The 23,859-nt window shown below is 64.9% G+C and carries 17 protein-coding genes; 11 read left to right on the top strand and 6 right to left on the bottom strand.

Annotated elements, in window-relative coordinates:
* The first annotated feature begins 257 nt into the window (after positions 1-257).
* Positions 258-1,229 carry an NAD(P)H-dependent flavin oxidoreductase gene (locus ACZ9H4_RS34455; protein WP_408156603.1) on the top strand — a complete coding sequence of 324 codons (972 nt, stop codon included), beginning with the start codon at positions 258-260 and terminating at the stop codon, positions 1,227-1,229.
* An 89-nt stretch (positions 1,230-1,318) separates the two neighbouring features.
* On the opposite strand, the gene ACZ9H4_RS34460 is transcribed toward ACZ9H4_RS34455, so the two are convergent.
* The 3 genes from ACZ9H4_RS34460 to ACZ9H4_RS34470 form a co-directional block, all read right to left on the bottom strand.
* A complete protein-coding gene (locus ACZ9H4_RS34460; RefSeq protein WP_476122639.1) occupies positions 1,319-4,801 on the bottom strand; it encodes a methylmalonyl-CoA mutase family protein in 3,483 nt (1,160 codons plus the stop codon).
* 158 nt (positions 4,802-4,959) lie between these two features.
* The gene (locus ACZ9H4_RS34465; protein WP_408149225.1) at positions 4,960-5,892 is read right to left on the bottom strand and encodes a LysR family transcriptional regulator; all 933 of its coding nucleotides are present in this window, start codon (positions 5,890-5,892) and stop codon (positions 4,960-4,962) included.
* A gap of 290 nt (positions 5,893-6,182) precedes the next feature.
* Positions 6,183-7,268 (bottom strand): porin, encoded by a 1,086-nt coding sequence (locus tag ACZ9H4_RS34470; protein WP_408149224.1) that lies wholly within the window; start codon positions 7,266-7,268, stop codon positions 6,183-6,185.
* Between the two features lie 123 nt (positions 7,269-7,391).
* Here ACZ9H4_RS34470 and ACZ9H4_RS34475 point away from each other — a divergent pair, with 123 nt between their 5' ends.
* On the top strand, positions 7,392-7,676 hold the full coding sequence (locus tag ACZ9H4_RS34475; protein WP_476122615.1) for a hypothetical protein: 285 nt from the start codon (positions 7,392-7,394) through the stop codon (positions 7,674-7,676).
* 264 nt (positions 7,677-7,940) lie between these two features.
* Here ACZ9H4_RS34475 and ACZ9H4_RS34480 read toward each other — a convergent pair whose 3' ends face one another.
* On the bottom strand, positions 7,941-8,486 hold the full coding sequence (locus ACZ9H4_RS34480; RefSeq protein ID WP_476122616.1) for a hypothetical protein: 546 nt from the start codon (positions 8,484-8,486) through the stop codon (positions 7,941-7,943).
* Positions 8,487-9,048: 562 nt separating this feature from the next.
* On the opposite strand from ACZ9H4_RS34480, the gene ACZ9H4_RS34485 reads away from it, so the two are divergent.
* From ACZ9H4_RS34485 to ACZ9H4_RS34525, 9 genes are all read left to right on the top strand, one after another.
* Positions 9,049-10,077 (top strand): bile acid:sodium symporter family protein, encoded by a 1,029-nt coding sequence (locus ACZ9H4_RS34485; protein ID WP_476122618.1) that lies wholly within the window; start codon positions 9,049-9,051, stop codon positions 10,075-10,077.
* Between the two features lie 281 nt (positions 10,078-10,358).
* Positions 10,359-12,221: an EAL domain-containing protein gene (locus tag ACZ9H4_RS34490; RefSeq protein ID WP_476122620.1), complete on the top strand. Its 1,863-nt coding sequence runs from the start codon at positions 10,359-10,361 to the stop codon at positions 12,219-12,221.
* 200 nt (positions 12,222-12,421) lie between these two features.
* On the top strand, positions 12,422-13,408 hold the full coding sequence (locus ACZ9H4_RS34495; protein ID WP_476122622.1) for a LacI family DNA-binding transcriptional regulator: 987 nt from the start codon (positions 12,422-12,424) through the stop codon (positions 13,406-13,408).
* Positions 13,405-14,715 (top strand): AGE family epimerase/isomerase, encoded by a 1,311-nt coding sequence (locus ACZ9H4_RS34500; RefSeq protein ID WP_408323102.1) that lies wholly within the window; start codon positions 13,405-13,407, stop codon positions 14,713-14,715. The genes ACZ9H4_RS34495 and ACZ9H4_RS34500 overlap by 4 nt, the downstream gene beginning before the upstream one ends.
* Positions 14,712-15,629, top strand: a complete 918-nt coding sequence (locus ACZ9H4_RS34505; RefSeq protein ID WP_476122625.1) for a carbohydrate kinase family protein — start codon at positions 14,712-14,714, stop codon at positions 15,627-15,629. The genes ACZ9H4_RS34500 and ACZ9H4_RS34505 overlap by 4 nt, the downstream gene beginning before the upstream one ends.
* A gap of 121 nt (positions 15,630-15,750) precedes the next feature.
* Positions 15,751-15,981 carry a hypothetical protein gene (locus ACZ9H4_RS34510; protein WP_408149210.1) on the top strand — a complete coding sequence of 77 codons (231 nt, stop codon included), beginning with the start codon at positions 15,751-15,753 and terminating at the stop codon, positions 15,979-15,981.
* Between the two features lie 60 nt (positions 15,982-16,041).
* Positions 16,042-16,287, top strand: a complete 246-nt coding sequence (locus ACZ9H4_RS34515; RefSeq protein ID WP_168664289.1) for a hypothetical protein — start codon at positions 16,042-16,044, stop codon at positions 16,285-16,287.
* 321 nt (positions 16,288-16,608) lie between these two features.
* Positions 16,609-17,583: an ion channel gene (locus ACZ9H4_RS34520; protein WP_476122628.1), complete on the top strand. Its 975-nt coding sequence runs from the start codon at positions 16,609-16,611 to the stop codon at positions 17,581-17,583.
* 292 nt (positions 17,584-17,875) lie between these two features.
* Positions 17,876-21,463 (top strand): indolepyruvate ferredoxin oxidoreductase family protein, encoded by a 3,588-nt coding sequence (locus tag ACZ9H4_RS34525; protein ID WP_476122630.1) that lies wholly within the window; start codon positions 17,876-17,878, stop codon positions 21,461-21,463.
* Positions 21,464-21,589: 126 nt separating this feature from the next.
* Here the strand turns inward: ACZ9H4_RS34525 and ACZ9H4_RS34530 are convergent, their stop codons facing one another.
* Together ACZ9H4_RS34530 and ACZ9H4_RS34535 are read right to left on the bottom strand one after the other, a co-directional pair.
* Complete coding sequence (locus ACZ9H4_RS34530) at positions 21,590-22,312, bottom strand: copper homeostasis protein CutC (protein WP_476122632.1); 723 nt, start codon at positions 22,310-22,312, stop codon at positions 21,590-21,592.
* A gap of 35 nt (positions 22,313-22,347) precedes the next feature.
* Positions 22,348-23,625 (bottom strand): sensor domain-containing phosphodiesterase, encoded by a 1,278-nt coding sequence (locus ACZ9H4_RS34535; RefSeq protein WP_408156584.1) that lies wholly within the window; start codon positions 23,623-23,625, stop codon positions 22,348-22,350.
* Positions 23,626-23,859 lie beyond the last annotated feature (234 nt).

The following is a 23,859-nucleotide window of genomic DNA, read 5'->3' on the forward strand; positions in this document are numbered from 1 at the left end:
GATAACCCACTCAAACATAGAACCTGAAGACTCCTTCCAACTGTTCCGCACGAAGCTGTCGGGCGCGGGCAACGCGCTTCGCCTATAATCGAACGATCGTTCTTAAATAGTCTGGTGGCCTGGCCCGACACATGTCCGTTGACACCGCAGCGTGACGCGCGTCAGCTTCGATACACCGCCGGCCATGTGCCGCTAAACTCATCAAACGCCGGGCGCTCAACGCCGCACCGGTCCGCCTAAAACAGGAGACTCGCACTATGGCATTGCCCGCCGTCCTGCAAAACCTTGCGCTGCCCGTCGTCGCTTCGCCGATGTTCATCGTCAGCTATCCCGAACTCGTGCTGGCCCAATGCAAGGCCGGCATCGTCGGCTCGTTCCCGGCGCTCAATGCGCGCCCGGCCGAATTGCTCGACGAATGGCTCACGCAGATCCAGACGCAACTCGCCGACCATAAGGCGGCCCATCCCGACGCAATCATCGGGCCGATCGCCGTCAATCAGATCGTCCATCAGTCGAATACACGGCTCGAGCACGACGTGCGCGTGTGCGTCGAACACAAGGTGCCGATCTTCATCACGAGCCTGCGCGCGCCCGCGCGTGAAATCGTCGATGCCGTGCATAGCTACGGCGGCATCGTGCTGCACGATGTGATCAATCTGCGCCACGCGCAAAAGGCGCTGGAAGCGGGCGTCGACGGTCTGATTCTGGTGGCGTCCGGCGCGGGCGGCCATGCGGGCACGACCTCGCCGTTCGCGCTGGTCGGCGAAGTGCGGCGCATCTTCGACGGCCCGATCGTGCTGTCGGGCTCGATCGCCAACGGCGGCTCGATTCTCGCCGCGCAGGCGATGGGCGCGGACCTCGCGTACATGGGGACGCGTTTCATCGCGACGAAGGAAGCGCATGCGGTCGACAGCTACAAGCAGGCGATCGTCAGCTCCACGGCGTCGGACATCATCTACACGAATCTGTTTACTGGCGTGCACGGTAATTACATTCGCGAAAGCATCGTCAACGCGGGGCTCGACCCGGAGGCGCTTCCGGAATCGGACAAGACCAAGATGAACTTCGGCAGCGACAAGGCGAAGGCGTGGAAAGACATCTGGGGCGCGGGCCAGGGCGTCGGCCTGATGGACGATGTGCCGAGCGTCGGCGAACTGGTGCAGCGTTTGTCGCGTGAATACGAGGATGCGAAGGCGCGGCTGGGGATCGGGCGGCAAGCGTCGCGCTAAGGCGCGGCCTGGCGGAGCGCGTCGGCGCGCTCCGTTGCTGCGGTTCGCTTCAAACTGTCGAGCGCAGCGCAGGCGATGCGAACACCCGGCTACATATTCCGCCGATACTGCCCGCCCACCTCGAACAGCGCATGCGTGATTTGTCCGAGCGAACACACACGCACCACGTCGATCAGCACGGCGAACACATTCTCATCATCGATCACCGCGCGCTTCAGGCGTTCGAGCGCCGCGGGCGCCGCTTCGCGATGCCGCGCCTGGAATGCGTGCAGACGCTTTAGCTGACTCTGTTTTTCCTCATCGGTGGAACGGGCCAGTACGATCGGCTGCGGCGCTTCATGGGGATGCGCGCTCAGGAACGTATTCACGCCGACGATCGGATACGACCCGTCATGCTTGCGATGCTCGTACAGCATCGATTCGTCCTGAATGCGCCCGCGCTGATAGCCGGTTTCCATCGCGCCGAGCACGCCGCCGCGTTCGGTCAGCCGGTCGAATTCGGCCAGCACCGCCTCTTCCACCAGATCGGTCAGCTCCTCGATCACGAAGCTGCCCTGATTCGGATTCTGGTTCTTCGCGAGCCCCCACTCGCGGTTGATGATCAACTGGATCGCCACCGCACGGCGCACCGAATCTTCGGTGGGCGTGGTGATCGCCTCGTCGAAGGCATTCGTGTGCAGCGAGTTGCAGTTGTCGTAGATCGCAATCAGCGCCTGCAGCGTGGTGCGGATATCGTTGAAGTCGATCTCCTGCGCGTGCAGGCTGCGCCCCGAAGTCTGCACGTGATATTTGAGCTTCTGGCTGCGTTCGTTCGCGCCGTAGCGCTCGCGCATCGCGACCGCCCAGATGCGGCGCGCGACGCGGCCCAGCACCGTGTACTCGGGGTCCATGCCGTTTGAAAAGAAGAACGACAGATTCGGCGCGAAGTCGTCGATCGACATGCCGCGCGCCAGATAGGCCTCGACATAGGTGAAGCCGTTGGCCAGCGTGTAGGCGAGTTGCGAAATCGGATTCGCGCCGGCCTCGGCGATGTGATAGCCGGAGATCGACACCGAATAGAAATTGCGCACGCCGTGCTCGACGAAATACGCCTGAATATCGCCCATCACCTTCAGGCTGAACTCGGTCGAGAAGATGCAGGTGTTCTGGCCTTGATCTTCCTTCAGGATATCGGCCTGCACGGTGCCGCGCACGTTTTCCAATGCCGTGCGACGGGTCGCGGCGAGTTCGTCGTCGGTAAGCGGGCGGCCTTGCTGCTGCTCCATGCGCGCGACCTGCTGATCGATCGCGACGTTGAAGAACATCGCGAGAAGGGTCGGCGCGGGGCCGTTGATCGTCATCGACACCGAGGTTTCCGGTGCGCATAGGTCGAAGCCGTCGTACAGCGCCTTCATGTCGTCGAGGGTCGCGACCGACACGCCTGAATTGCCCACCTTGCCGTAGATGTCCGGGCGTTCGTGCGGTTCTTCGCCGTATAGCGTGACCGAATCGAAGGCGGTCGAAAGACGTTTGGCCGGCATGCCTTCGGAGAGCAGTTTGAAACGGCGGTTGGTGCGCTGCGGATCGCCTTCGCCGGCAAACATGCGGGTCGGGTCTTCGTTCTCGCGGCGGAACGGGAACACGCCGGCGGTGAAGGGAAAATAGCCGGGCAGATTGTCGAGCATCAGCCAGCGCAAAATTTCGCCGTGATCGACGAATTTCGGCAGCGCGACTTTGCGGATTTCGGAGCCGGAGAGCGTCGTCACGGTAAGCGCGGTGTGGATTTCGCGCTCGCGAATGCGCACGATATGTTCGGCGCCGGAATAGGCGGCCACGGTTTGTGGCCAGCTGTCGAGGAGTTGGCGCTCGCGTTCGCCGAGGGCGGCGGTGCGTTGGGCGATCAGGGGGTCGAGGGCGGTGGGGGCGATTTGCGCGCTTGTGCCGGCAGCGGCGTTTGCGGCGGCGCTTGTGTTTGCGTTGGTACCGGCGGCTGGACTAGCGCGCGAGGCTGCGCTTGTCACGGATTCTGCTCTTGCGGCCGCATCGGCTTTTGCTCCTGCAGCCGAGCAAGCCCCCGCCCCTTCGCCCGCCTCCCCAAGCATCCGACGCGCCTCGACAAGCTGCCAACGCTCGCGCGCGATGCGCGCTTGCGCGTCGGCGCGCGCGCGGTAAGCGTGGACTGTCTGCGCAATATCGGCCAGATAGCGCACACGAGCCGGCGGCACGATCGCGTTGCGGCCGCTCGAAAAGCGCAGGCCCTCGGGCGTCGCGAGGCGTCCCCCGCCCGAACGCAACCCATGCCGGTGCAGCGCCTCGGCAACGTGGCTGTACAACGCGCTCACGCCGTCGTCGTTGAAGCGCGAGGCGATCGTCCCGAAAACCGGCATCGCGTCGGGCGGCGTGGCGAAGTCGGCGCGATTGCGCTGCACCTGCTTCGCGACGTCCCGCAATGCGTCCGCCGCGCCTTTGCGATCGAACTTGTTGATCGCGACGAAGCCGGCGAAGTCGAGCATGTCGATCTTCTCCAACTGGCTCGCCGCGCCGAACTCCGGCGTCATCACGTACAGCGATTCGTCGACGAACGGCACGATCGCCGCATCGCCCTGCCCGATCCCCGACGTCTCGACGACGATCAGATCGAAGCCCGCCGCCTTGCACAGCATCAGCGCGTCGGGCAGCGAGTCGGAGAGTTCGCTCGACGCTTCGCGCGTCGCCATCGAGCGCATGTAGACGCGCGCGCCGCCGCCCCAGTCGCCGATTGCGTTCATGCGGATGCGGTCGCCCAGCAGTGCGCCGCCGGACTTGCGGCGCGACGGATCGATCGCGAGCACGGCGATCGTGAGGGCGTCGCCGTAGTCGAGGCGGAAGCGGCGGATCAGTTCATCGGTGAGCGACGATTTGCCAGCGCCGCCCGTTCCAGTGATGCCGAGGATGGGAGTCGCGGCGGGTTTTGCGAGGGCCGACAGTTGTTCGCGGCTGGCAGGGTCGACGCTGCCTGCTTCGAATGCGCTGATGAGTTGCGCGAGCCGGCGGAAGGTGAGCGACGTGGCGGGGTGGGTGGCTGCGGTGTTCGACAGATCGGCCAGCCACTCGCCAACCGGCGTCTGTCCTGCGGCGATAACCACGCGCGCGCCTTCAGCACAACGCGCGATCATATCGTCGATCATTCCTTGCAGACCGAGCCGCTGCCCGTCCTGCGGCGAATAGATTTTCTCGACGCCGTAACGCTCGAGCTCGGCGATCTCTTCGGGGACGATCACCCCGCCGCCGCCGCCGAACACCTTGATGCGCTCGCCGCCGCGCGCGCGCAGCAGATCGACCAGGTAGCGAAAGTATTCGTCATGGCCGCCCTGGTAGCTGGATACGGCGACGCCGTCGGCGTCTTCATGCAGCGCGGCGGTGGCGACTTCATCGACGGAGCGGTTGTGGCCGAGGTGGATCACCTCGACGCCGCTCGCCTGCAGAATGCGCCGCATGATGTTGATCGACGCATCGTGACCGTCGAATAACGCAGCGGCGGTGACAAACCGCAGGCGGCGACCGGCGGGCAGCTTGTGGCTGCCGGCGCGTTGCGGCGTGGACAGATCGGTCATGTCTCCCCCAGATCGTTTACGCGTATGGGTGCTGGCAACCAGTATAACGAAATGGGTCGCGGCGCCTGGGCCGCTTCGGCGGCGGTTCTGAGTGCGATGAGGGCAGCGGCTCGCCGCCATTCGCAACGCCCCCAACTCCCGCGCCGCCAATACCTTCGTTAGCGCACCGCCAACGCTTTGATCTGCTCAAGCGACGGCCACAACGACTCATTCGCGAACCGCTCGGCGAGAAAGTCGACGAACGAGCGCACCTTCGCCGACAAATGCCGGCGGCTCGCATAGACGACGTGAATAGGCAGCTCGCGCGGCGGCACGTCGTCGACGAGCAGCGGCACGAGACGTCCCGCGGCCAGATCGTCGCCGATCACCTCGGTGCCGAGCATCGCGATGCCCGCGCCTTGCAGCACGATCACACGCTGCGCCTCCAGATGATTGACGATCAGATTGCCCGACAGACGCACGCGCGGCGACGCATCGCCGGTCGCAAGTTCAAGCGCCGAGACGCCCGCGTACTGGAGGTAGTTGTGGTTCGCGAGATCGGCGACGCTCTTCGGCGTGCCGTGCCGGCGCAGATACGCCGGCGACGCGCACAGCACGAGGTGTGCGGTCGCGATCTGCCGCGCGATCAGCGACGACGACTTCATGCCGCCCGGCGAAGCCCGGATCGCGACATCGAAACCCTCGTCGATCAGTTCGACCACACGGTCGGACAAGGTCATGTCGACGGTGACTTGCGGATACTGCGCGGCGTAGTCCGCCACCGCGGCCATCACGTGGCTCAAGCCGAACGCCGACAAGGACGACACCCGCAACCGCCCCTGCGGCACGACGCTGGCCGCGCCGACGGCCTGCTCGGCCTCTTCGAGTTCGCTCAGGACCTGGCTCAGCCGCTCGTAGTATTCGCGGCCCGCCTCGGTCGGCGCCACGCGCCGCGTGGTGCGGTTCAGCAAGCGCGCGCCGAGCTGCTGTTCGAGGTGCATCACATGCTTGCTCGCCATCGCCGCCGACATCTCCATGCGCTCGGCCGCGCCGACGAAGCTGCCGACTTCGACCACATGGCGGAACACTTTCATGCTGACGAGGGTATCCATCTCAATCGCTCGCTTCAGGAATCAATCGACTCCATTCTGCCGGGTTTATCAAAAGATGGTCGGCAAAGTCGCGCGATGCGAAGCCGGGGCGGCGAGTGAACAACCTGCGCAAACCCCTATCCGGGCGCCGGCCTGGCGGGCCCGCGCAAATACGGAGCTCAGAAAACGGCAAAGCCCGCCTTCCGGGAGGAAGCGGGCTTTGCCGTTGATGTCGCCCTACTGCGCTCTGCTGAAGTGCAGCAACCAGACGGGCTGCCGCACAAGCGGCGCGCCCCGGTCGCCTCAGACGCTCAGAACTTCGCGCGCAAGCCTGCGCCGTAGGTATTGCCGCTCGACTGGCCGGTGATGTGGTCGTACAGGTACGCCGCGTACACGTCCGTGCGCTTGGACAGCGGATAGTCATAGCCAATCGCGGCCGTTTGACGGGTCTGGTTGGAGCCGCCGCCGTTGCGCGAATAGGCGTACGACGCCATCACGGAGCCCGGGCCGAACGGCACCGTGACGCCGCCTTGTCCGGTGTTCACGTGCCAGCTCGTGACCTGCTGATTGTTGTACGTGTACATGTACTGGCCGTAGAACTTCACGAACTTCAGGTCGTACGACACGCCCGCTTGCGCGACGCTCTGGCTGCGCAGGCCGGGCACGCCCGAGGTTTCGAAGCTGCCGAGGTCGCCGGGGACGTTGTTGAAGTTCACGTACTGATACACAGCGGTCGCCGCGAACGGGCCGTGGAAGTACAGCACCTGGCCGCTCCACTTCTTCGCGCCGGTCTGCGTCGTGTTGCCGAGCGCGTACATCGCCGTCGCCGACAGGCCGTTGAAGTTCGGCGACGAGTACGACACCGCGTTGCTCCAGCCCGAATCGCCGGTCACGCCCTGGTCGGTGTCATAGGTCGGGAACGTGCCGAGGCCGAGGTACGTGTGATACACCATCGGCGAGAACACGTACGAATCGACGAACGGGTTGAACAGAATCGTCGACACGAACAGCGGCGTCGTCAGGCGGCCGGCCGTCACCGTACCGTACGGCGATTCGATGCCGACGTACGCATTGCGCGAGAACATCGTGTCGCCCGTGAAGCGGCCGTACTGGCCGTTTTGCGCGAGGAAGAAGCCTTCCAGCGCGAAGATCGCCTTGTAGCCGTTGCCCAGATCCTCAGCCCCCTTCATGCCCCAGTACGACGTCGACATGCCGCCGCCGGACACCACCACCGCGGTCTTGCCCCCGGGGAATTTCTGCGAGCCGACCCATTCGTCGACCTGGCCGTAAAGCTGCACGCTCGATTGCGCAAAAGCAGACGATGCACTGGCCAGCAGAGCGGCACACGCGGTTGCCTTGAGGGTGGTCTTCAGCGCACTGCTGATGCTTGTTTTCATGGATTCTCCAAGTCTTTGTCAAAAGGGTGGCCGTGCGAAAGGGGGCGCTCGCGCGAACCATTGTTGTTGTCCGTTCGGTCATCGAGCCAATCTGGGCGACGACCATCTTTGCGGACCATTTTTATGAACAAAAATATCGCTGGTTATTGCGGGTATATCGGTCTGATTAGTTTTGTCGCTTATCGGCCTGATACGGCCTGGCTGCCGACGCGCTCACGGGTGTCCGTCGGCTGCCTCGGCGCATCACGCAAAGCGGTACTGGCGCGGCGCCGGACCGGGCGTCACACATCAAATGACATGCTGATGACGCATCGCAGCGAAATTGCCCCGAATTTGACGACGGGAGCAGCTTGCCTGCCGAGCGTTTTCAAAAAGAGTGTGGCGTCGATACGTCACATTGGTGGGTAGCGTCGGGAATTGGCCGGAGGAAGACGCGCAGGTACGCGGTGTGAACGGCGGATGTTAGCTGCGGGGGTGCGGGGTGCGGGGTGCGGGGTGCGGGGTGCGGGGTGCGGGGTGCGGGGTGCGGGGTGCGGGGTGCGGGGTGCGGGGTGCGGGGTGCGGGGTGCGGGACGGGAAAGCAGCGTTGCGCCACCTTCGGCGCGAGTTCGACAACCCTCAGCCGCCGGTTCGCCGGCGCCCTCAGCGGGGGGCCGCCAGAGTCGCCAACCGCTAATTACGATACGGCGAGCCTTCCGGTTGACGCGGATCGTCTGCCTGACGCTGGCTCGCGCGAGCGGAACCGCGCTCTTCGTTGTAGCGGGCAACGTCAGCACGAATCGAACCACCGCGCACCGGCGCGTTTTGCGGCGGCCGCGGCACCCCGCGCGACTCGGCGCTGACCGGCGTAATGGCGCCGGCGTACTGCATGCGGCCACGGCCATCGCCGGAATAACCTGCCGGTCCGCCGGCGCGGCGCATAGCGGGGCGATAGATGCCGAAGCCGTCAGCGTAGTTGCCGCCCGCGAAATTCGCGCCGCCGTGGGGCACGCTCAGGTTGCGATCGGCCAACGAGTCACGGCCGGGTCTTGCCGCAGGGACGCCCTGGTGGCGCTCGCCATTGCCTGCGTCCGCCCGCCTCGTATAGTCCGCGGCATGCGAGTATCCGGAGACGCCACCGCCGTGCGGCATTCCCGGCGCTTTTGCATAGGCGAACGAACACAGCGCAGCGATGACCGCGCCTAACGCCCAGTGCTTCGTTCTCGACAACCCGTCCACCTGGTGACTCTCATGCCCGAAGACTTGCCTGAAGACCACCGTTCGAGCTGCGATGGACTTGTTCTGGGACTGCCAAAGACGCCGCGTTTCTGCCGCAGCGCCCGGATATCCCGACGGCCTTTGAACCGTAATTTATGGGCGTGGGCAAAGGGTGTCGAGCCAAAAAGTGTTAGGCCTCATCCTTGGATGTAACACCTTGTTACTGCGACGTTTTTCTGCGACACAGCCCTTGCACGAAAGCATCGAAACGGCCTGCGCGCGGGACGTTTGCGGGTTTTCCCGAACCCGTTGGCATGACGAATCAACGCCAAGTTTTCTGGACCCGATTGTCAAATCCGCATGGACCAATCAATCCACGTCGCCAATACTGACTACTGCCCCCTCGGCGCCGGCCACCGCTGTTGCCAAAACTTTTTGATGCACGATGATCATTAATCAATTCGGCAAATGAATTTGCTTTTTCAATCGATTTTCAACAACAATAGCCGTTTCCCATAGCCGGAGGCGGCGCCCTCACACGCGCACTCCGTGCCATTCCGCACCACCGAATCGAGATTCCGACATGGCTCGCCCGAAACTGCTTCCCGATAACTTCACCCTGTGCCTCGTCAGCACCGTGATCCTCGCCAGCCTCCTGCCGGTTCACGGCCAGGCCGCCGTCGGGTTCAACTGGGTGACCAACGTGGCGGTCGGCCTGCTATTCTTCCTGCACGGCGCCAAGCTCTCACGTGAAGCGATCATTGCGGGGGCGACGCATTGGCGTCTTCATCTGGTGGTACTTCTCAGCACGTTCGCGCTGTTCCCGTTGCTCGGCCTCGCGCTTAAGCCGATCCTTTCGCCACTTGTCACGCCGGCGCTCTATGCGGGGGTCCTCTTCCTCTGCACGCTGCCATCGACGGTTCAGTCGTCGATCGCGTTCACGTCGATCGCCAAAGGCAACGTGCCGGCTGCCGTATGCAGTGCCTCGGCCTCGAGCCTGCTCGGCATCTTCATCACCCCTGCGCTCGTGAGTGTCGTCGTCACCAATCAGGCGGGCGCCAGCGGCGCGTCGCCGTGGCATACGGTAGGCAACATCGTGCTGCAACTGCTGGTGCCGTTCGTGGCCGGACAACTGCTGCGCCCGCTGATCGGCAAATGGATCGAGCGTCATCGCGGCGTGCTGAAGTTCGTCGACCAGGGCTCGATCCTGCTGGTGGTGTACGGCGCGTTCAGCGAGGCCGTCACCGAAGGCTTGTGGCACCAGATCCCGTTGTCCGCGCTTGGCGGCCTGCTGCTCGTCTGCGTCGTGCTGCTCGCGCTCGCGCTGGCCGTGACGATCTTCGTCAGCAAGCGGCTGGGCTTCACCCGCGCGGACCAGATCACGATCATCTTCTGCGGTTCGAAAAAGAGCCTCGCCGCCGGCGTGCCGATGGCGAAGGTTATCTTCGCCTCGCACGCGGTGGGCGCGGTGGTCTTGCCGCTGATGCTGTTCCACCAGATCCAGCTGATGGTGTGCGCCGCGCTCGCGCAGCGTTGGGGCGCGCGCGACACCAGCGGCGAAACACCGGTCGCCTCGCGCGAGCGGCCCGCGGCCGCCGTCGCGCGCCGGTGAATACGCCCGCAATGCAAACAGGACATTCATAAGCGCCCTCCCTGAGCGTCGTTCCGAAGAAAGCCGCCTCGTGCGGCTTTTTTGTTATTTCACGCGCAAACGCGGGCGCTGTCGCCTCGGCCTGATGGCATAGGAGGATTCCTGGCCAGATGCCGCGGATCCGCCATCGGCCAGGAAGCGCGCGACACGCACCGCCACGGTGCCACGGGTCACTAAAAGTTCACTTAATTCGAGGCCAGAGGCGCCGATAAGCCGAACATCGATCGCTACGCCTTCCTGCCATGCAACTTCGTCCGCCCTCCCGATTCGCTGCGCCGCGCATCGAGGAGCTGATCGCCCGGCGTGATCTGTCCGCCGTCTTCCAGCCGATCATCGATTTCGAACACGGCGCGATCCTCGGCTACGAAGGCCTGATCCGCGGTCCGGCCGGCACCCCGCTCGAAACGCCGTTCGCGTTGTTTTCGCAGGCGTTCGCCGAAGGCTGCGCGATCGAACTCGAACGCGCCGCGGCGCGCACCTGCATCGAGGCGTTCGCCAAACTCGATTTCGACGGCAAGCTATTCCTCAATTTCAGCGCGGGCGCGATCCGCCAGTTGGCCGACGCGCGCGAGGACACGCTCGCGCTGCTGCGCCATCGCGGCGTCGATCCGCGGCGCATCGTGATCGAGCTGACCGAGCAGAGCGCGATTCCGGATGTCGGCAATTTCGTCCCGGTGATCACGGCGTTGCGCACCGCCGGCGCGCAATTCGCGCTCGACGACTACGGCACCGCGAACGCCAGCATGAATCTGTGGGTGCGTCTGCAACCGGATGTCGTGAAGATCGACCGCTTCTTCATTCACGACATCGCCTGCGATCCGCTCAAGTTCGAGGCCGTGCGCGCGATGCAGCACTTCGCGCAGGCGAGCGGGGCGCGGCTCGTCGCCGAGGGCATCGAGAACGAAGCGGACCTGATCGTGGTGCGCGACATGGGGATCGGCTGCGGACAGGGGTTTTTCTTCGGCCGTCCGCATGCGCGGCCGGCGCGCAACGTGACCGACGACGCCCGCGACGCGCTGCGCGCCGGCCACATCGCGGTATTTCCGGAGACCACGCGCACGGTGAGCAGCGCGTCGCCTTCGGGCGGCATGGCATCGGAGAAGATGCTGGTGCCGGCGCCCGCGCTGCCGCGCCACGCCACCAACAACGACGTGCTCGACCTGTTCAACCGTCTGCCCGATCTGCACGCGGTCGCGGTGGTCGAACGCGACGAACCGGTCGCCCTGATCAACCGGCGCAGCTTCATGGATCGCTACGCGCTGCCGTACCACCGCGAGCTGTTCGGCAAGCGCCCGTGCATGCAGTTTGCCAACGCGTCGCCGGTGGTGATCGAGAAATCGATGACCGTCGAGCAGATGGCCAAGCTGCTCGCGAGCGATGACCAGCGCTACCTCGCCGACGGCTTCGTGATCACCGACCAGGGCAGATACGCGGGCCTCGGTACCGGCGAGAATCTGGTGCGCGCGGTCACGGAGGTGCGCATCGAAGCGGCGCGCTACGCGAACCCGCTCACCTTCCTGCCGGGCAACATTCCGATCAGTTCGCACATTGGCCGCCTCCTCGGCAATGACGCCGGCTTCTACGCGTGCTACGTCGATCTGAACCACTTCAAGCCGTTCAACGACCAGTACGGTTACTGGCAAGGCGACGAAGTGCTGAAACTCGCCGCCGTCGTGCTCGCCGACGTGTGCGACCCCACGCGCGATTTCCTTGGGCACGTCGGCGGCGACGACTTCCTGATCCTGTTCCAGAGCGAAGACTGGCGCGAGCGCGTGCTGCGCGCGATTCACCTCTTCAACGAGGGCGCGCAACGCTTTTACGCGCCGGCCGACCGCCTGTCCGGCGGCATCCACGGCGAGGACCGGCGCGGCAATCCGACCTTCTTCGGCTTCGTGACGATGGCGATCGGCTGCGTGCGCGTCGAGCCGGCCGCCGGCGCGTCGCTCTACACCAGCGAGCAGATCGCGTCGGTCGCGGCGCTGGCCAAGCGCCGCGCGAAGCTGGAGACAAGCGGCTTCGTGCTGATCGATGCCGATGAAAGCGCGGCGCTGCTGCGGCGCCAAGCGGAAGCCGAAGCCGAGGCCGCGCCCGAATATGCAGACTGATGGTGCGCGCTTCATGCACGCGCTCGAAAGCGGACCTTGTTTAGCTAATTTTACTAAACAGCATATTTCGGGCCAACGTCAACATCTACGGGTATTCACGGGTATCCAGGCAAGGTGCGCCAAGCTGTTTTAGCACGGTTTTACTATACAATCGCCCGAACCCAAACACCGTGCGGCGCAGCCTGCGGCCGCTTCATTCGATGGCCACCACCATCCGCGACATCGCCCGCGTGGCGAGCGTGTCGATCGGCACCGTTTCGCGTGCCCTGAAGAACCAGCCGGGTCTGTCCGAGGCCACTCGCGAGCGCGTCGTCGCCGCGGCGCGGCAGCTCGGTTACGACGCCGCCCAGTTGCGGCCGCGCATTCGCCGCCTGACCTTCCTGCTGCACCGTCAGCACAACAACTTCGCCGTCAGTCCGTTCTTTTCGCATGTGCTGCACGGCGTGGAGGACGCCTGCCGCGAGCGCGGCATCGTCCCGTCCCTGCTGACCGCGGGTCCCACCGAAGACGTGATCCAGCAGATGCGTCTGCACGCGCCCGACGCCGTGGCCATTGCCGGCTTCGTCGAGCCGGAGACGCTGACCACGCTGGTGGCGATGCAACGCCCGCTCGTGCTGATCGATCTGTGGGCGCCCGGCCTGCGCTCAGTGAATCTCGACAACGCCGCAGGCGCCATGCTCGCGATGCGGCATCTGTTCGAACAGCAGCGCAAGCGCGTCGCGTTCATCGGCGGTTCGCTCGCGCACTTCAGCATCGCGCAGCGCGCGCTCGGCTACCGGCAGGCGTTTTTCGACGCGGGCATGCTGTTCGACCCGTCGCTGGAAGTGACCATCGACGCCGGCGTCGATCCCGACAGCGGCGCCGCGCGCGCGATGCACCGGCTGCTCGACGCGCCCGGCCCGCACCCCGATGCCGTGTTTGCCTACAACGACGCCGCCGCGCTCGCCGCGCTGCGCGCGTGCCTCGCACGCGGCCTGCGCGTGCCCGAAGACATCGCGATCATCGGTTTCGACGACATTCCCGCCGCCGCCCATGCCACGCCGCCGCTGTCGACCATGTCGGTCGACAAGGAAGCGCTCGGCCGGTGCGGCGTCGAACTGCTGCTTGAAGACGCACCCGCCGAGCTGGAAGTCCGCTTGCCCGTTCAACTCATTGCCCGCGCCAGTACTCTGGTGAAAACGCCATGACGCAACCCGATCCGCTTCATCCCGCACTTCATCCCGCCAACGACACCGCCGTGCCGCCCGTCGACAGTTTCCGCAGCCGCGACTTCCTGCTCGCGCACGTAGAAGACACGCTGCGCTTTTACGCGCCGAACGTGCTCGATCCGAGCGGTGGCTTCTTCCACTTCTTCCGCGACGACGGTTCGGTCTACGACACAACCACGCGGCACCTCGTGAGCAGCTGCCGCTATGTCTTCAACTACGCGATGGCATATCGCCAGTTCGGCGACCCCAAGCATCTGGAATACGCGCGCCACGGCCTGCGGTTTCTGCGCGAAGCGCATTGGGACGCGCAGCACGAGGGCTACGATTGGGAGCTCGAATGGCACGACGGCAAGAAGCGCACGCTCGATGCGACGCGCCACTGCTACGGCCTCGCGTTCGTGCTGCTCGCGTATTCGCATGCGGCGATGGCCGGTATCGAAGAAGCGAAGCCGATGATCGGCGCGACCTTCGATCTGATGGAGCACCGCTTCTGGGACGCCGCCGCCGGTCTCTACGCGGATGAGGCATCGCCCGAATGGCGGGTCAGCTCGTATCGCGGGCAGAACGCCAACATGCACACCACCGAGGCGCTGCTGGCCGCGCATGAAGCGACCGGCCATCTCGTCTACCTGGATCGCGCCGAACGCGTCGCGTCGAATATCACGCTGCGGCAGGCGAAGCTGTCGCAGGGTCTCGTGTGGGAGCACTTTCACGCGGACTGGTCGGTCGACTGGCATTACAACGAGGAAGACAGCTCGAACATCTTCCGTCCGTGGGGCTTCCAGCCGGGGCATCAGACCGAATGGGCGAAGCTGCTGCTGATTCTGGAGCGCTTCCGGCCGTTGCCGTGGCTGCTGCCGCGCGCGATCGAACTGTTCGACGCCGCGATGACCCACGCGTGGGACGAGGACCACGGCGGCCTCTATTACGGCTTCGGCCCGGACGGCACCGTGTGCGACCACGACAAGTACTTCTGGGTCCAGGCCGAAACCTTCGCGACCGCCGCGCTGCTCGGCAAGCGCACCGGCAACGAACGCTTCTGGGACTGGTACGACGAGATCTGGCGCTATAGCTGGGCGCACTTCGTCGATCACAAATACGGCGCGTGGTATCGCATCCTCACCTGCGACAACCGCAAGTACAGCGACGAAAAAAGCCCGGCCGGCAAGACCGACTATCACACGATGGGCGCGTGCTACGAGGTGCTGGCTCACGCGCTGCCCGACGGCGGCGAGGCCACGGCCACCACGGCCGCCGCGTCCGATTCAGCGGAGAAGACAAAATGAGCAATCCGAACCCAGGCGCCGAATTCCCCCTCTTCGTGTCGGCCGGCGACATCCTCACCGATCTCGTGCGCACCGGCGCCTCGCAATGGCTGTCGCGTCCCGGCGGCGCCGGCTGGAACGTGGCGCGCTGCGTCGCGCGGCTCGGTTTGCCGACCGCGTGCGCCGGCTCGCTCGGGGTCGACAACTTCTCCGACGAGCTGTGGAACGCGAGCGTCGCCGCAGGTCTCGACATGCGCTTCATGCAGCGCGTGGAGCGGCCACCCTTGCTCGCGATCGTGCATCAGACCCATCCGCCCGCGTACTTCTTCATGGGTGAGAACGGCGCCGACCTCGCGTTCGATCCGGCGCATTTGCCGGCGGGCTGGATCGGCCAGGTGAAGTGGGCGCACTTCGGCTGCATCAGCCTCGTACGGCAACCGCTCGGCGCCACGCTCGCCGCGTTGGCCGCCGAGTTGCGTTCGCATGGCGTGAAGATCAGCTTCGATCCGAACTACCGCAATCTGATGGAGCACGGCTACGAGCCGACGCTGCGCAAAATGGCGGCGCTCGCCGATCTGATCAAGGTGTCCGACGAGGATCTGCGCCTGCTGTTCAAGACCGACGACGAAGCCGCCGCCCTCGCGCAGTTGCGCGCGATGAACCCGGCCGCCACCGTGATGGTGACGCGCGGACCGGAGTCGGCGATGCTGATCGACGGCGCGACGGTGATCGAGGCGCGTCCGCCGCGGGTCGAAGTGGCCGACACGGTGGGTGCGGGCGACGCGTCAATCGGCGGACTGCTGTTCAGCCTGATGACCGCTCCCCAGCGCGCGTGGCCCGAGCACCTCGCGTTCGCGCTGGCGGCCGGCGCGGCCGCTTGCCGGCATGCCGGCGCGCATGCGCCATCGCTGGATGAGGTCGTCGCACTGCTGTAATTTTCCTGCCTTGCGCGGCGTGCATTGTCACGGACAGGGCGCGCCGCGTGAGCACAGAACCGAAGCTCCGTCATCGTGCTACGATGAAAAATCCGAAACCTTTGGAAGAAGGAGCGACGCCATGGATGACATCACCTACACCAAGGGCATCTACACGGCGACGGCTTCGATAAGGGACATCGGCCAGGATACCTGGCAGGGCGTAGTGACGCTCGCGCGCGACGAAGGCGACGAGAGCGTCGATCAGGAAACCACGCTCTACGAAGTGGACGCGACGTCGTCGACGCCGGAGGAGGCCCTCGAGGAAGCCAAAGCGCTCGCTCACCGCATCCTCGGGGAAATCGAACTCTAGGCAGACCGGCGCCGCGTCTGTCGCGCGGCGCCACGCTGAATCAACCGGATGGAGGCGTTCATGGCTGAACAGCTCTTCCTCTACGGCGTGTACTCGATACACGTCCGCCCTCTCGAACTCAACGGCGCGCGCTGGGATGCGGAGTACGAAATCCGTCATCGCGAGAAAGCCGTCAAAGCGTGGACCACGGTCGGCGGCGACGACGGCTATGCCGATGAAGCCGAAGCGGTGGCGTCCGCGCACCAGCAGGCTGTCGACGATATCGAGCACGGTGCGGGTATTCCCAAGCCGCGCGCTTTTCCGTAGCCTCGCACCGAGCGGGGCGCGTTGGTTGTCTGGTTGATGGGACGAGTCGTTCGCCACCTGGTGTCGCGCGGATTGGCAACGCGTTGCGCGGTGTCCGCGCGAGTGTGCAGCCGAATGCGTTGCATCTACCTCACGCGTGCAGTGCAAGCCATACGGACACAAGCACGAACGTCGCTGCACGCCCCCCCCCGTGAGTACCGCTGCGTGCATCACCCGCGCACGAACACCCACAACATAGCCCCTCCTTCGTCGCCGCCTGATCCCTTCTCCCGCCGCGTCACCGTGCTACGCTTTGTCCGTTTTCATCCCTACGAGCATGCGATGGCGACTGAATCGTCAGACCGTTTTTCCGGCATCGGCGAGCCCGAACCGAGCGCGCCAAAACGTCGTGCGCGCGGCAGCCGTGAACTCCGTCTGGACGATCGCGTGATCATCGCGCACGGCATGCCCACGCGGTTCTGGCAGGACCTCTATCAACGCGCGCTGGTGGTGCCCTGGCCGACGTTTTTCGTCTCGCTCGCGGTGCTGTTCATGTTGCTCAACATGACGTTCGCCGCGCTTTATATGCTTGGCCGCGCGCCGATCGCCAATCAGTATCCGGCGGGTTTCGGCGGCGCATTTTTCTTTAGCGTCGAAACGCTCGCGACGGTCGGCTACGGCGACATGCACCCGCAAACCGTCTACGCACACTGGATCGCGACGCTGGAAATCTTCGTCGGCATGTCCGGCATAGCGTTGGCGACGGGGCTGATCTTCGCGCGCTTTTCGCGTCCCCACGCGAAGATCATGTTCGCGCGCTACGCAGTCGTCCGTCCGCTCGACGGCCGCATGACGCTGATGGTGCGCGCCGCCAACGCGCGTCAGAACGTGATTGCCGAGGCCCGCGCGCGGCTGCGCATCATGCGCGAGGAAACCTCCGCCGAAGGATTCACGCTGCGCAAGCTCTACGACCTGACGCTGGTGCGCGATCAGCATCCGGTGTTCAAGCTGGGCTGGTCGGTGATGCATATCATCGACGAAAGCAGTCCGCTGTTCGGCGAAACCGCCGCGACGCTCGAAGCGAGCGACACGTCGCTGCTGCTCACGTTCGAAGGGGTCGACGAATCGACTTCGCAAACCATGCAGGCGCGCCACACGTGGCGTTGCGATCAGATCTACTGGCAGCATCGTTTCGTCGACATCATGAGCGAGAAGGACGGCGTGACCCATATCGACTATTCGCACTTCGATGAGATCGTGCCGCTCGATGCGGCGTCCATTGGCGCGAACGGCCCCGTCAAAGCCGCGGCTCGATAATTGGCTCGCTAATTGGCTCGATAAGCGTCGCAACAAGCGCGCATCCGGCAGCGCCGACAGCACCCGAAATGCACCAGGGCATACCCGAACCGCGCCGCCGCGTGGCAGATCCCTCTCAAAGACCCGCTAAAAAGCGCGGCTCGTCGCGCCTGCTTGCGGCTTAATCATCAAAGTAGAAAAAATTCTCTCTAATCGGCGCTAAAAAATAGAGTCTCTTCCGCAGCGTGCCTTTGTGGTCCCCACCCTCGCGCGCGGATGCAAAACAGCAATCACCTTGCATGGAGACTCACCCATGACCGCTCGTCTGCCCATCGACGGCACACCCGCTCTCGCCGACTACAAGCTGTCGGACAATCTCACCGCGACGCGCGGCCGAATCTTCCTCACCGGCACCCAGGCTTTAGTGCGCCTCGCATTGACGCAGCGCGCACTCGACAAGACCCGCGGCATGAACACCGCCGGTTTCATCAGCGGCTATCGCGGCTCGCCGCTCGGCATGGTCGACCAGCAGTTGTGGAAAGCGAACAAACTGCTCGCGGCAAGCGATATCCGCTTTCTGCCGGCGATCAACGAAGAACTCGGCGGCACGGCCGTGCTCGGCACGCAGCGGGTCGAAGCGGACCCCGAACGCACCGTCGAGGGCGTGTTCGCGATGTGGTACGGCAAGGGCCCCGGCGTCGACCGCGCGGGCGACGCGCTGAAGCACGGCAACGCGTACGGCTCGTCGCCGCACGGCGGCGTGCTGGTGGTGGCCGGCGACGACCACGGCTGCGTGTCGTCGTCGATGCCGCATCAGAGCGACTTCGCGATGATGGCGTGGCACATGCCGGTAGTGAATCCGTCGAACATCGCCGACATGCTCGAATTCGGCCTGTACGGCTGGGCGTTGTCGCGCTTCTCGGGCGCGTGGGTCGGCTACAAGGCGATTTCCGAAACGGTCGAATCGGGCTCGACGGTCGATCTCGATGCACTGCAAACCGACTGGGCCGTTCCACAGGACTTCACCGTTCCCGCCGGCGGCCTGCACAATCGCTGGCCCGATCTGCCGAGCCTCACGATCGAGTCGCGCATGCACGCGAAGCTCGACGCGGTGCGCCACTTCGCGCGCGTGAACAGCATCGACAAATGGATCGCGCCGAGCCCGCACGCGAACGTGGGCATCGTCACGTGCGGCAAGGCGCATCTGGATCTGATGGAAACGCTGCGCCGGCTCGATCTGACGGTCGCCGATCTGGAAGCGGCCGGCGTGCGGATCTACAAGGTCGGCCTGTCGTTCCCGCTGGAGATGACGCGCATCGACACGTTCGTGGCCGGCTTGTCGGAAGTGCTAGTGATCGAGGAGAAAGGCCCGGTCATCGAGCAGCAGATCAAGGACTACCTGTATAACCGCACGCAAGGCGCGCGGCCGGTCATCGTCGGCAAGCATGCCGAGGACGGCACCCTGCTGCTGTCGTCGCTCGGCGAATTGCGGCCGTCGCGCGTGCTGCCGGTGTTCGCGAACTGGCTCGCGAAGCACAAACCCGCGCTCGATCGCCGCGAACGCGTCGTCGATCTCGTCGCGCCGCAAATCCTCTCGAACGCAGCGGACAGCGTGAAACGCACGCCGTACTTCTGCTCGGGCTGCCCGCACAACACGTCGACCAAGGTGCCGGAAGGGTCGATCGCGCAAGCCGGTATCGGCTGCCACTTCATGGCCTCGTGGATGGAGCGCGATACCACCGGCCTGATCCAGATGGGCGGCGAAGGCGTCGACTGGGCCTCGCATTCGATGTTCACGAAAACGCGCCACGTGTTCCAGAATCTCGGCGACGGCACCTACTTCCATTCCGGCATTCTCGCGATTCGCCAGGCGGTCGCCGCGAAAACCACCATCACGTACAAGATTCTCTATAACGACGCGGTCGCGATGACGGGCGGTCAGCCGGTCGACGGCAGCATCTCGGTGCCGCAGATCGCGCGTCAGGTGGAAGCCGAAGGCGTGTCGCGTTTCGTCGTGGTCAGCGACGAGCCGGAAAAATACGACGGCCACCACGATCTGTTTCCAAAGGGCACGACGTTCCACCATCGCAGTGAAATGGACACCGTGCAGCGCGAGTTGCGCGACACGGACGGCGTCACCGTGCTGATCTACGACCAGACCTGCGCGGCGGAAAAACGGCGTCGCCGCAAGAAAGGCGAATTCCCCGATCCGGACAAGCGTCTGTTCATCAACGAGGAAGTCTGCGAAGGCTGCGGCGATTGTGGCGTGCAGTCGAATTGTTTATCGGTGGAACCGCTTGAAACGGCCTTGGGACGCAAGCGCCGCATCGATCAATCGTCGTGCAACAAGGACTATTCGTGCGTGAACGGCTTTTGCCCGAGCTTCGTCACGGTGGAAGGCGGCAAGCTGAAAAAAGCCGCGGGCGCCGCGTTCGATCCGCCGGCGCTGGCCGCTCGCGTCGACGCGCTGCCGATGCCCGCGACGCAGCTCGACGCCGCGCCGTACGACATTCTGGTGACGGGCGTCGGCGGCACGGGCGTGGTCACGGTCGGCGCGTTGATCAGCATGGCCGCGCATCTGGAAGGCAAGAGCGCTTCCGTGCTCGACTTCATGGGCTTCGCGCAGAAAGGCGGCTCGGTGCTGTCGTTCGTGCGCTTCGCCGCGCGCGACGAATGGCTCAACCAGGTCCGCATCGACACCCAACAGGCCGACGTGCTGCTCGCCTGCGACATGGTGGTCGGCGCGAGTGCCGATGCATTGCAAACGGTGCGTCATGGCCGCACGCGCATCGTCGTCAATACGCATGCGATTCCGAACGCGACCTTTGTGCAGAATCCGGACGCGACGCTGCACGCCGACGCGTTGATCGACAAGATGCGTCACGCGGCGGGCGCCGGGCGCATGTCGACGTGCGACGCCCAGGCGCTCGCCACGCGTTTTCTCGGCGACACGATCGGCGCGAACATCCTGATGCTTGGCTATGCCTGGCAACTGGGTCTGGTGCCGGTGTCGTTCGCCGCGATGATGCGCGCGATCGAATTGAACAACGTCGCGGTGACGATGAATCAACTGGCGTTTTCAATCGGCCGGCTGGCCGCCGCAGATCCGGCCGCGCTCGAATCGTTGTGGCAGGCGCGGCACGCGGCGAAGCAGACCGTGCGCGTCGATACGCTCGATGAACTGATCGCGCATCGCGAGGGACGTCTGCAGACTTATGGCGGCGCGACGTATGTGAAGCGTTATCGCACGCTGGTGGACGCGGCACGCCGCGCGGAGACCGCCGTCGATGCGACGAGCGAGCGCGTGACGCGTGCGGTCGCCACGACGTTCTATCGTCTGCTCGCGGTGAAAGACGAATACGAAGTCGCGCGTTTGCATACGGATGCCGCGTTCCGTGAAGCGCTCGAAGCGCAATTCGAAGGCGTGGCGGGCAAGGACTTCGGCATCAAGTTCAACCTCGCGCCGCCGACGCTCACGCGCGCGCAACCGGGTGTCAATCCGACCAAGAAAACCTTCGGTCAATGGATGTGGCCGGTGCTCGGCATGCTCGCCAAATGGCGCGGCCTGCGCGGCACGCCGCTCGATCCGTTCGGCCGCACGCTGGAGCGCAGGATGGAGCGCGAACTCGCGGGCGATTACGAAACCACGTTGCTGCGCGCGCTCACCAGGCTTGGCGCGAACAATCTGGAAGACGTCGCGAAGCTCGCCGATCTGCATGCGCGTGTGCGCGGCTATGGTCACGTGAAGCTGGCGAATCTGGCCGGCGTGAAGCGCGGCGAACGTGATCTGGCGGCACGCTTGCAGATCGATCCGGCGACGGGTGAAGCGGTGAAGAAGTCGCTGGAAGAGATGAAGGGCGCGGGACAGTTGCGCGGCATTCCGGTGGTGGTGACGAAGTAGTCGAAGTAGCCTTGCAATGGCGCTATACGCCGTCGTGCAATGTGAATGAGAAAAGCCGCTTCGAGTGCAATCTCGAAGCGGCTTTTCTTTGCCCTCTGAGGTGACGATGCCCTCGCGTCATCCACCTCACGCGGCGCTCGGACTCGCATCCAGCAATGCCCTGACTCGCGCGACTTTTTCCCCATCGACCGGTGCGAGGCCGTTGCCGCCCACGCGCACGCCTGATCCGAAATGCACCGCTTCCACTTGCGTTGCGCTCACGAATCCGGCAACCGCATCGACCGTCAAACCCGCACCGGCCAGCACCGTGCACGGCGAGCCGGAAGCTTGCCGCACCATCTCGCGAATCGTTGCTTGCGCGTGCAGCACCGACGGCTTGCCGCCCGACGTCAGCACGTTCGTCACCGTGTCGAAACCGAGCAGCACGTCGAGCGCTTCGCGCAGATCGCGGCTTTCGTCAAACGCGCGATGAAAGGTGATGGCCATGCCATCGGCCGCATCGATCGTACGCGCGAGTCCCTCGCGGTCGATCGTGCCGTCAGCGTTCAGCATGCCGATCACGATGCCGTTGGCGCCCGCCGCCTTGACCGCGCGCACATCGCGCAGCATCACCGCGTAGTCGTCGGCGTCGTACACGAACGAGCGGCTATGCGGCCGCACGATCACGTTCACCGGCACGGCGGCCGCAGGAATCGCGACCGCCGCGACCACTGCTTCGATCAGGCCGACGCTCGGCGTCAGGCCGCCCTCGCCCATCGCGGTGACGAGTTCGAGACGATCGGCGCCCGCTTGCGCCGCGACGCGCGCATCGGCAACGGTGGTGGCAATGACTTCGAGCAGAACGGACATGAGCGCAGCCAGGTGTCGTTAAAAACGACATCATCTCAGAAGCGCTCTTCGTCCACCCAGTCGATGTCGCCGCACAGCACGCAGGTCTGCTCTCCGACACGGGTTGCCACCGACAGCGTCACGCACGGCAACGCCTCGTTGATCGACAGATACGGGCGCGTCACATGCACGCGCTCCGGCGCATTGATCGCATCGCGGAAATACGGGCGACGCAGCCAGTTCGCCCCTTGCGCGTCGGCCAGCGGCAAAAAGCGCGTTTCATGCGCCGCGCGATCGGCGCGCAGCACAACGTTGCGGCCCGCCTGCCGGCCTTTCGCGTCGAGCAGGAAACAGCGCGCGGCGTGGTCGAGCGCAAGGAAATTCCAGCACACTTCCTCGAGCGGTTCACCGGCGGCAAGCCGCTCCGCCGCGCGCTCGAAGGCGCGCAAATACGGCGCGAGCCGGCTCGCGTTGCGGCGCTCGCGTGCTTCTGCCTGATCGCGATAACGCTCGGTCAGCTCACCAATGCAGGCGACCGCGTGCACCGGATCGACCGCGCCGGGATTTGGCCGGCCGAAGAAAAAGCCCTGCACGAAGTCGGCATTGCAAGCGAGCGCCATCTGCGCTTCATGCTCCGTTTCCACGCCTTCGATCAGCACGAGCTTGCCCGCTTCGTGCAGCAAGGCGACGAGCCCCGGCAGAATGGTCGCCATATCGGCGCGATGCGCAGCGTGCGACAGCATGATGCGGTCGAGCTTCACGATGTCGGGATTCAACTGCCAGATCCGTTCGACGTTCGAGTGGCCCGCGCCGAAGTCGTCGAGCGCGATCAGGAAGCCGCGCTCGCGGAACTGCCGCACCGCCTCGGCGAGCCGCTCCAGGTCTTCGGCGCTCTGTTCGAGCACTTCGAGCACGATGCGCCGCGGCGGCAGATCGAGCCGTTTCAGACTGGCGAGCAGTGCCGCGGAATGATACGGATCGGTGAGCGCGCCCGGATGCACGTTCAGGAACAGCCACTCGCGCTCGGCGCCGAGTACCTTGAAGTTTTCCAGATGCAGCGTCTGGGCGAGCCGATCCACTTGCATCACGTCGCCGAGGCGCGCGGCTTCACCGAACACGTCGAGTGGCGACACGGCGCGGTCGAGCGCGTCGTGCGCGCGCAGCAGCCCTTCGTAGCCGACCGCCCGCATATGCGACAGGCTGAAGATCGGCTGAAACACACTGGTGAGCGTCAGCTCGCCGTGCTGTACGGAATAACGTTGGAGGCCCGACGCTACCTCGACGTCGAAACCATGCGGCACGCTCGCCGTCCTATCCTGTTGCGCAATCGTCATGCAGTCCTCTCACGCAATAGCCGGCCCGGTCCGAACTCGGAAACAAATACCTCGGCGCCGCTTTTCAAATGTGCGTCATCGCTACTGCTTAAGCAAGCTCCATGCGCACGCTGGCGCACATTCGGTTGAAATTTGTTCGAAAGATTGCACCGGTGCAAGGGTTCATGCGCCGGACGTGGGCGTGAGGCGCACCGTTGAGGTGCGTGGCGAGGTGAGTGGGTTGCGCGGGGCGGT

The sequence above is a fragment of the Paraburkholderia sp. TE9906 genome (assembly GCF_056279605.1).

Bases quoted from the DNA above. Each gene is read 5' to 3' on its own strand.
- ACZ9H4_RS34455 (WP_408156603.1), top strand. From the start codon at position 258: ATGGCATTGCCCGCCGTCCTGCAAAACCTTGCGCTGCCCGTCGTCGCT.
- ACZ9H4_RS34460 (WP_476122639.1), bottom strand. From the start codon at position 4,801: ATGACCGATCTGTCCACGCCGCAACGCGCCGGCAGCCACAAGCTGCCC.
- ACZ9H4_RS34465 (WP_408149225.1), bottom strand. From the start codon at position 5,892: ATGGATACCCTCGTCAGCATGAAAGTGTTCCGCCATGTGGTCGAAGTC.
- ACZ9H4_RS34470 (WP_408149224.1), bottom strand. From the start codon at position 7,268: ATGAAAACAAGCATCAGCAGTGCGCTGAAGACCACCCTCAAGGCAACC.
- ACZ9H4_RS34475 (WP_476122615.1), top strand. From the start codon at position 7,392: ATGAACAAAAATATCGCTGGTTATTGCGGGTATATCGGTCTGATTAGT.
- ACZ9H4_RS34485 (WP_476122618.1), top strand. From the start codon at position 9,049: ATGGCTCGCCCGAAACTGCTTCCCGATAACTTCACCCTGTGCCTCGTC.
- ACZ9H4_RS34490 (WP_476122620.1), top strand. From the start codon at position 10,359: ATGCAACTTCGTCCGCCCTCCCGATTCGCTGCGCCGCGCATCGAGGAG.
- ACZ9H4_RS34495 (WP_476122622.1), top strand. From the start codon at position 12,422: ATGGCCACCACCATCCGCGACATCGCCCGCGTGGCGAGCGTGTCGATC.
- ACZ9H4_RS34500 (WP_408323102.1), top strand. From the start codon at position 13,405: ATGACGCAACCCGATCCGCTTCATCCCGCACTTCATCCCGCCAACGAC.
- ACZ9H4_RS34505 (WP_476122625.1), top strand. From the start codon at position 14,712: ATGAGCAATCCGAACCCAGGCGCCGAATTCCCCCTCTTCGTGTCGGCC.
- ACZ9H4_RS34510 (WP_408149210.1), top strand. From the start codon at position 15,751: ATGGATGACATCACCTACACCAAGGGCATCTACACGGCGACGGCTTCG.
- ACZ9H4_RS34515 (WP_168664289.1), top strand. From the start codon at position 16,042: ATGGCTGAACAGCTCTTCCTCTACGGCGTGTACTCGATACACGTCCGC.
- ACZ9H4_RS34520 (WP_476122628.1), top strand. From the start codon at position 16,609: ATGGCGACTGAATCGTCAGACCGTTTTTCCGGCATCGGCGAGCCCGAA.
- ACZ9H4_RS34525 (WP_476122630.1), top strand. From the start codon at position 17,876: ATGACCGCTCGTCTGCCCATCGACGGCACACCCGCTCTCGCCGACTAC.
- ACZ9H4_RS34530 (WP_476122632.1), bottom strand. From the start codon at position 22,312: ATGTCCGTTCTGCTCGAAGTCATTGCCACCACCGTTGCCGATGCGCGC.
- ACZ9H4_RS34535 (WP_408156584.1), bottom strand. From the start codon at position 23,625: ATGACGATTGCGCAACAGGATAGGACGGCGAGCGTGCCGCATGGTTTC.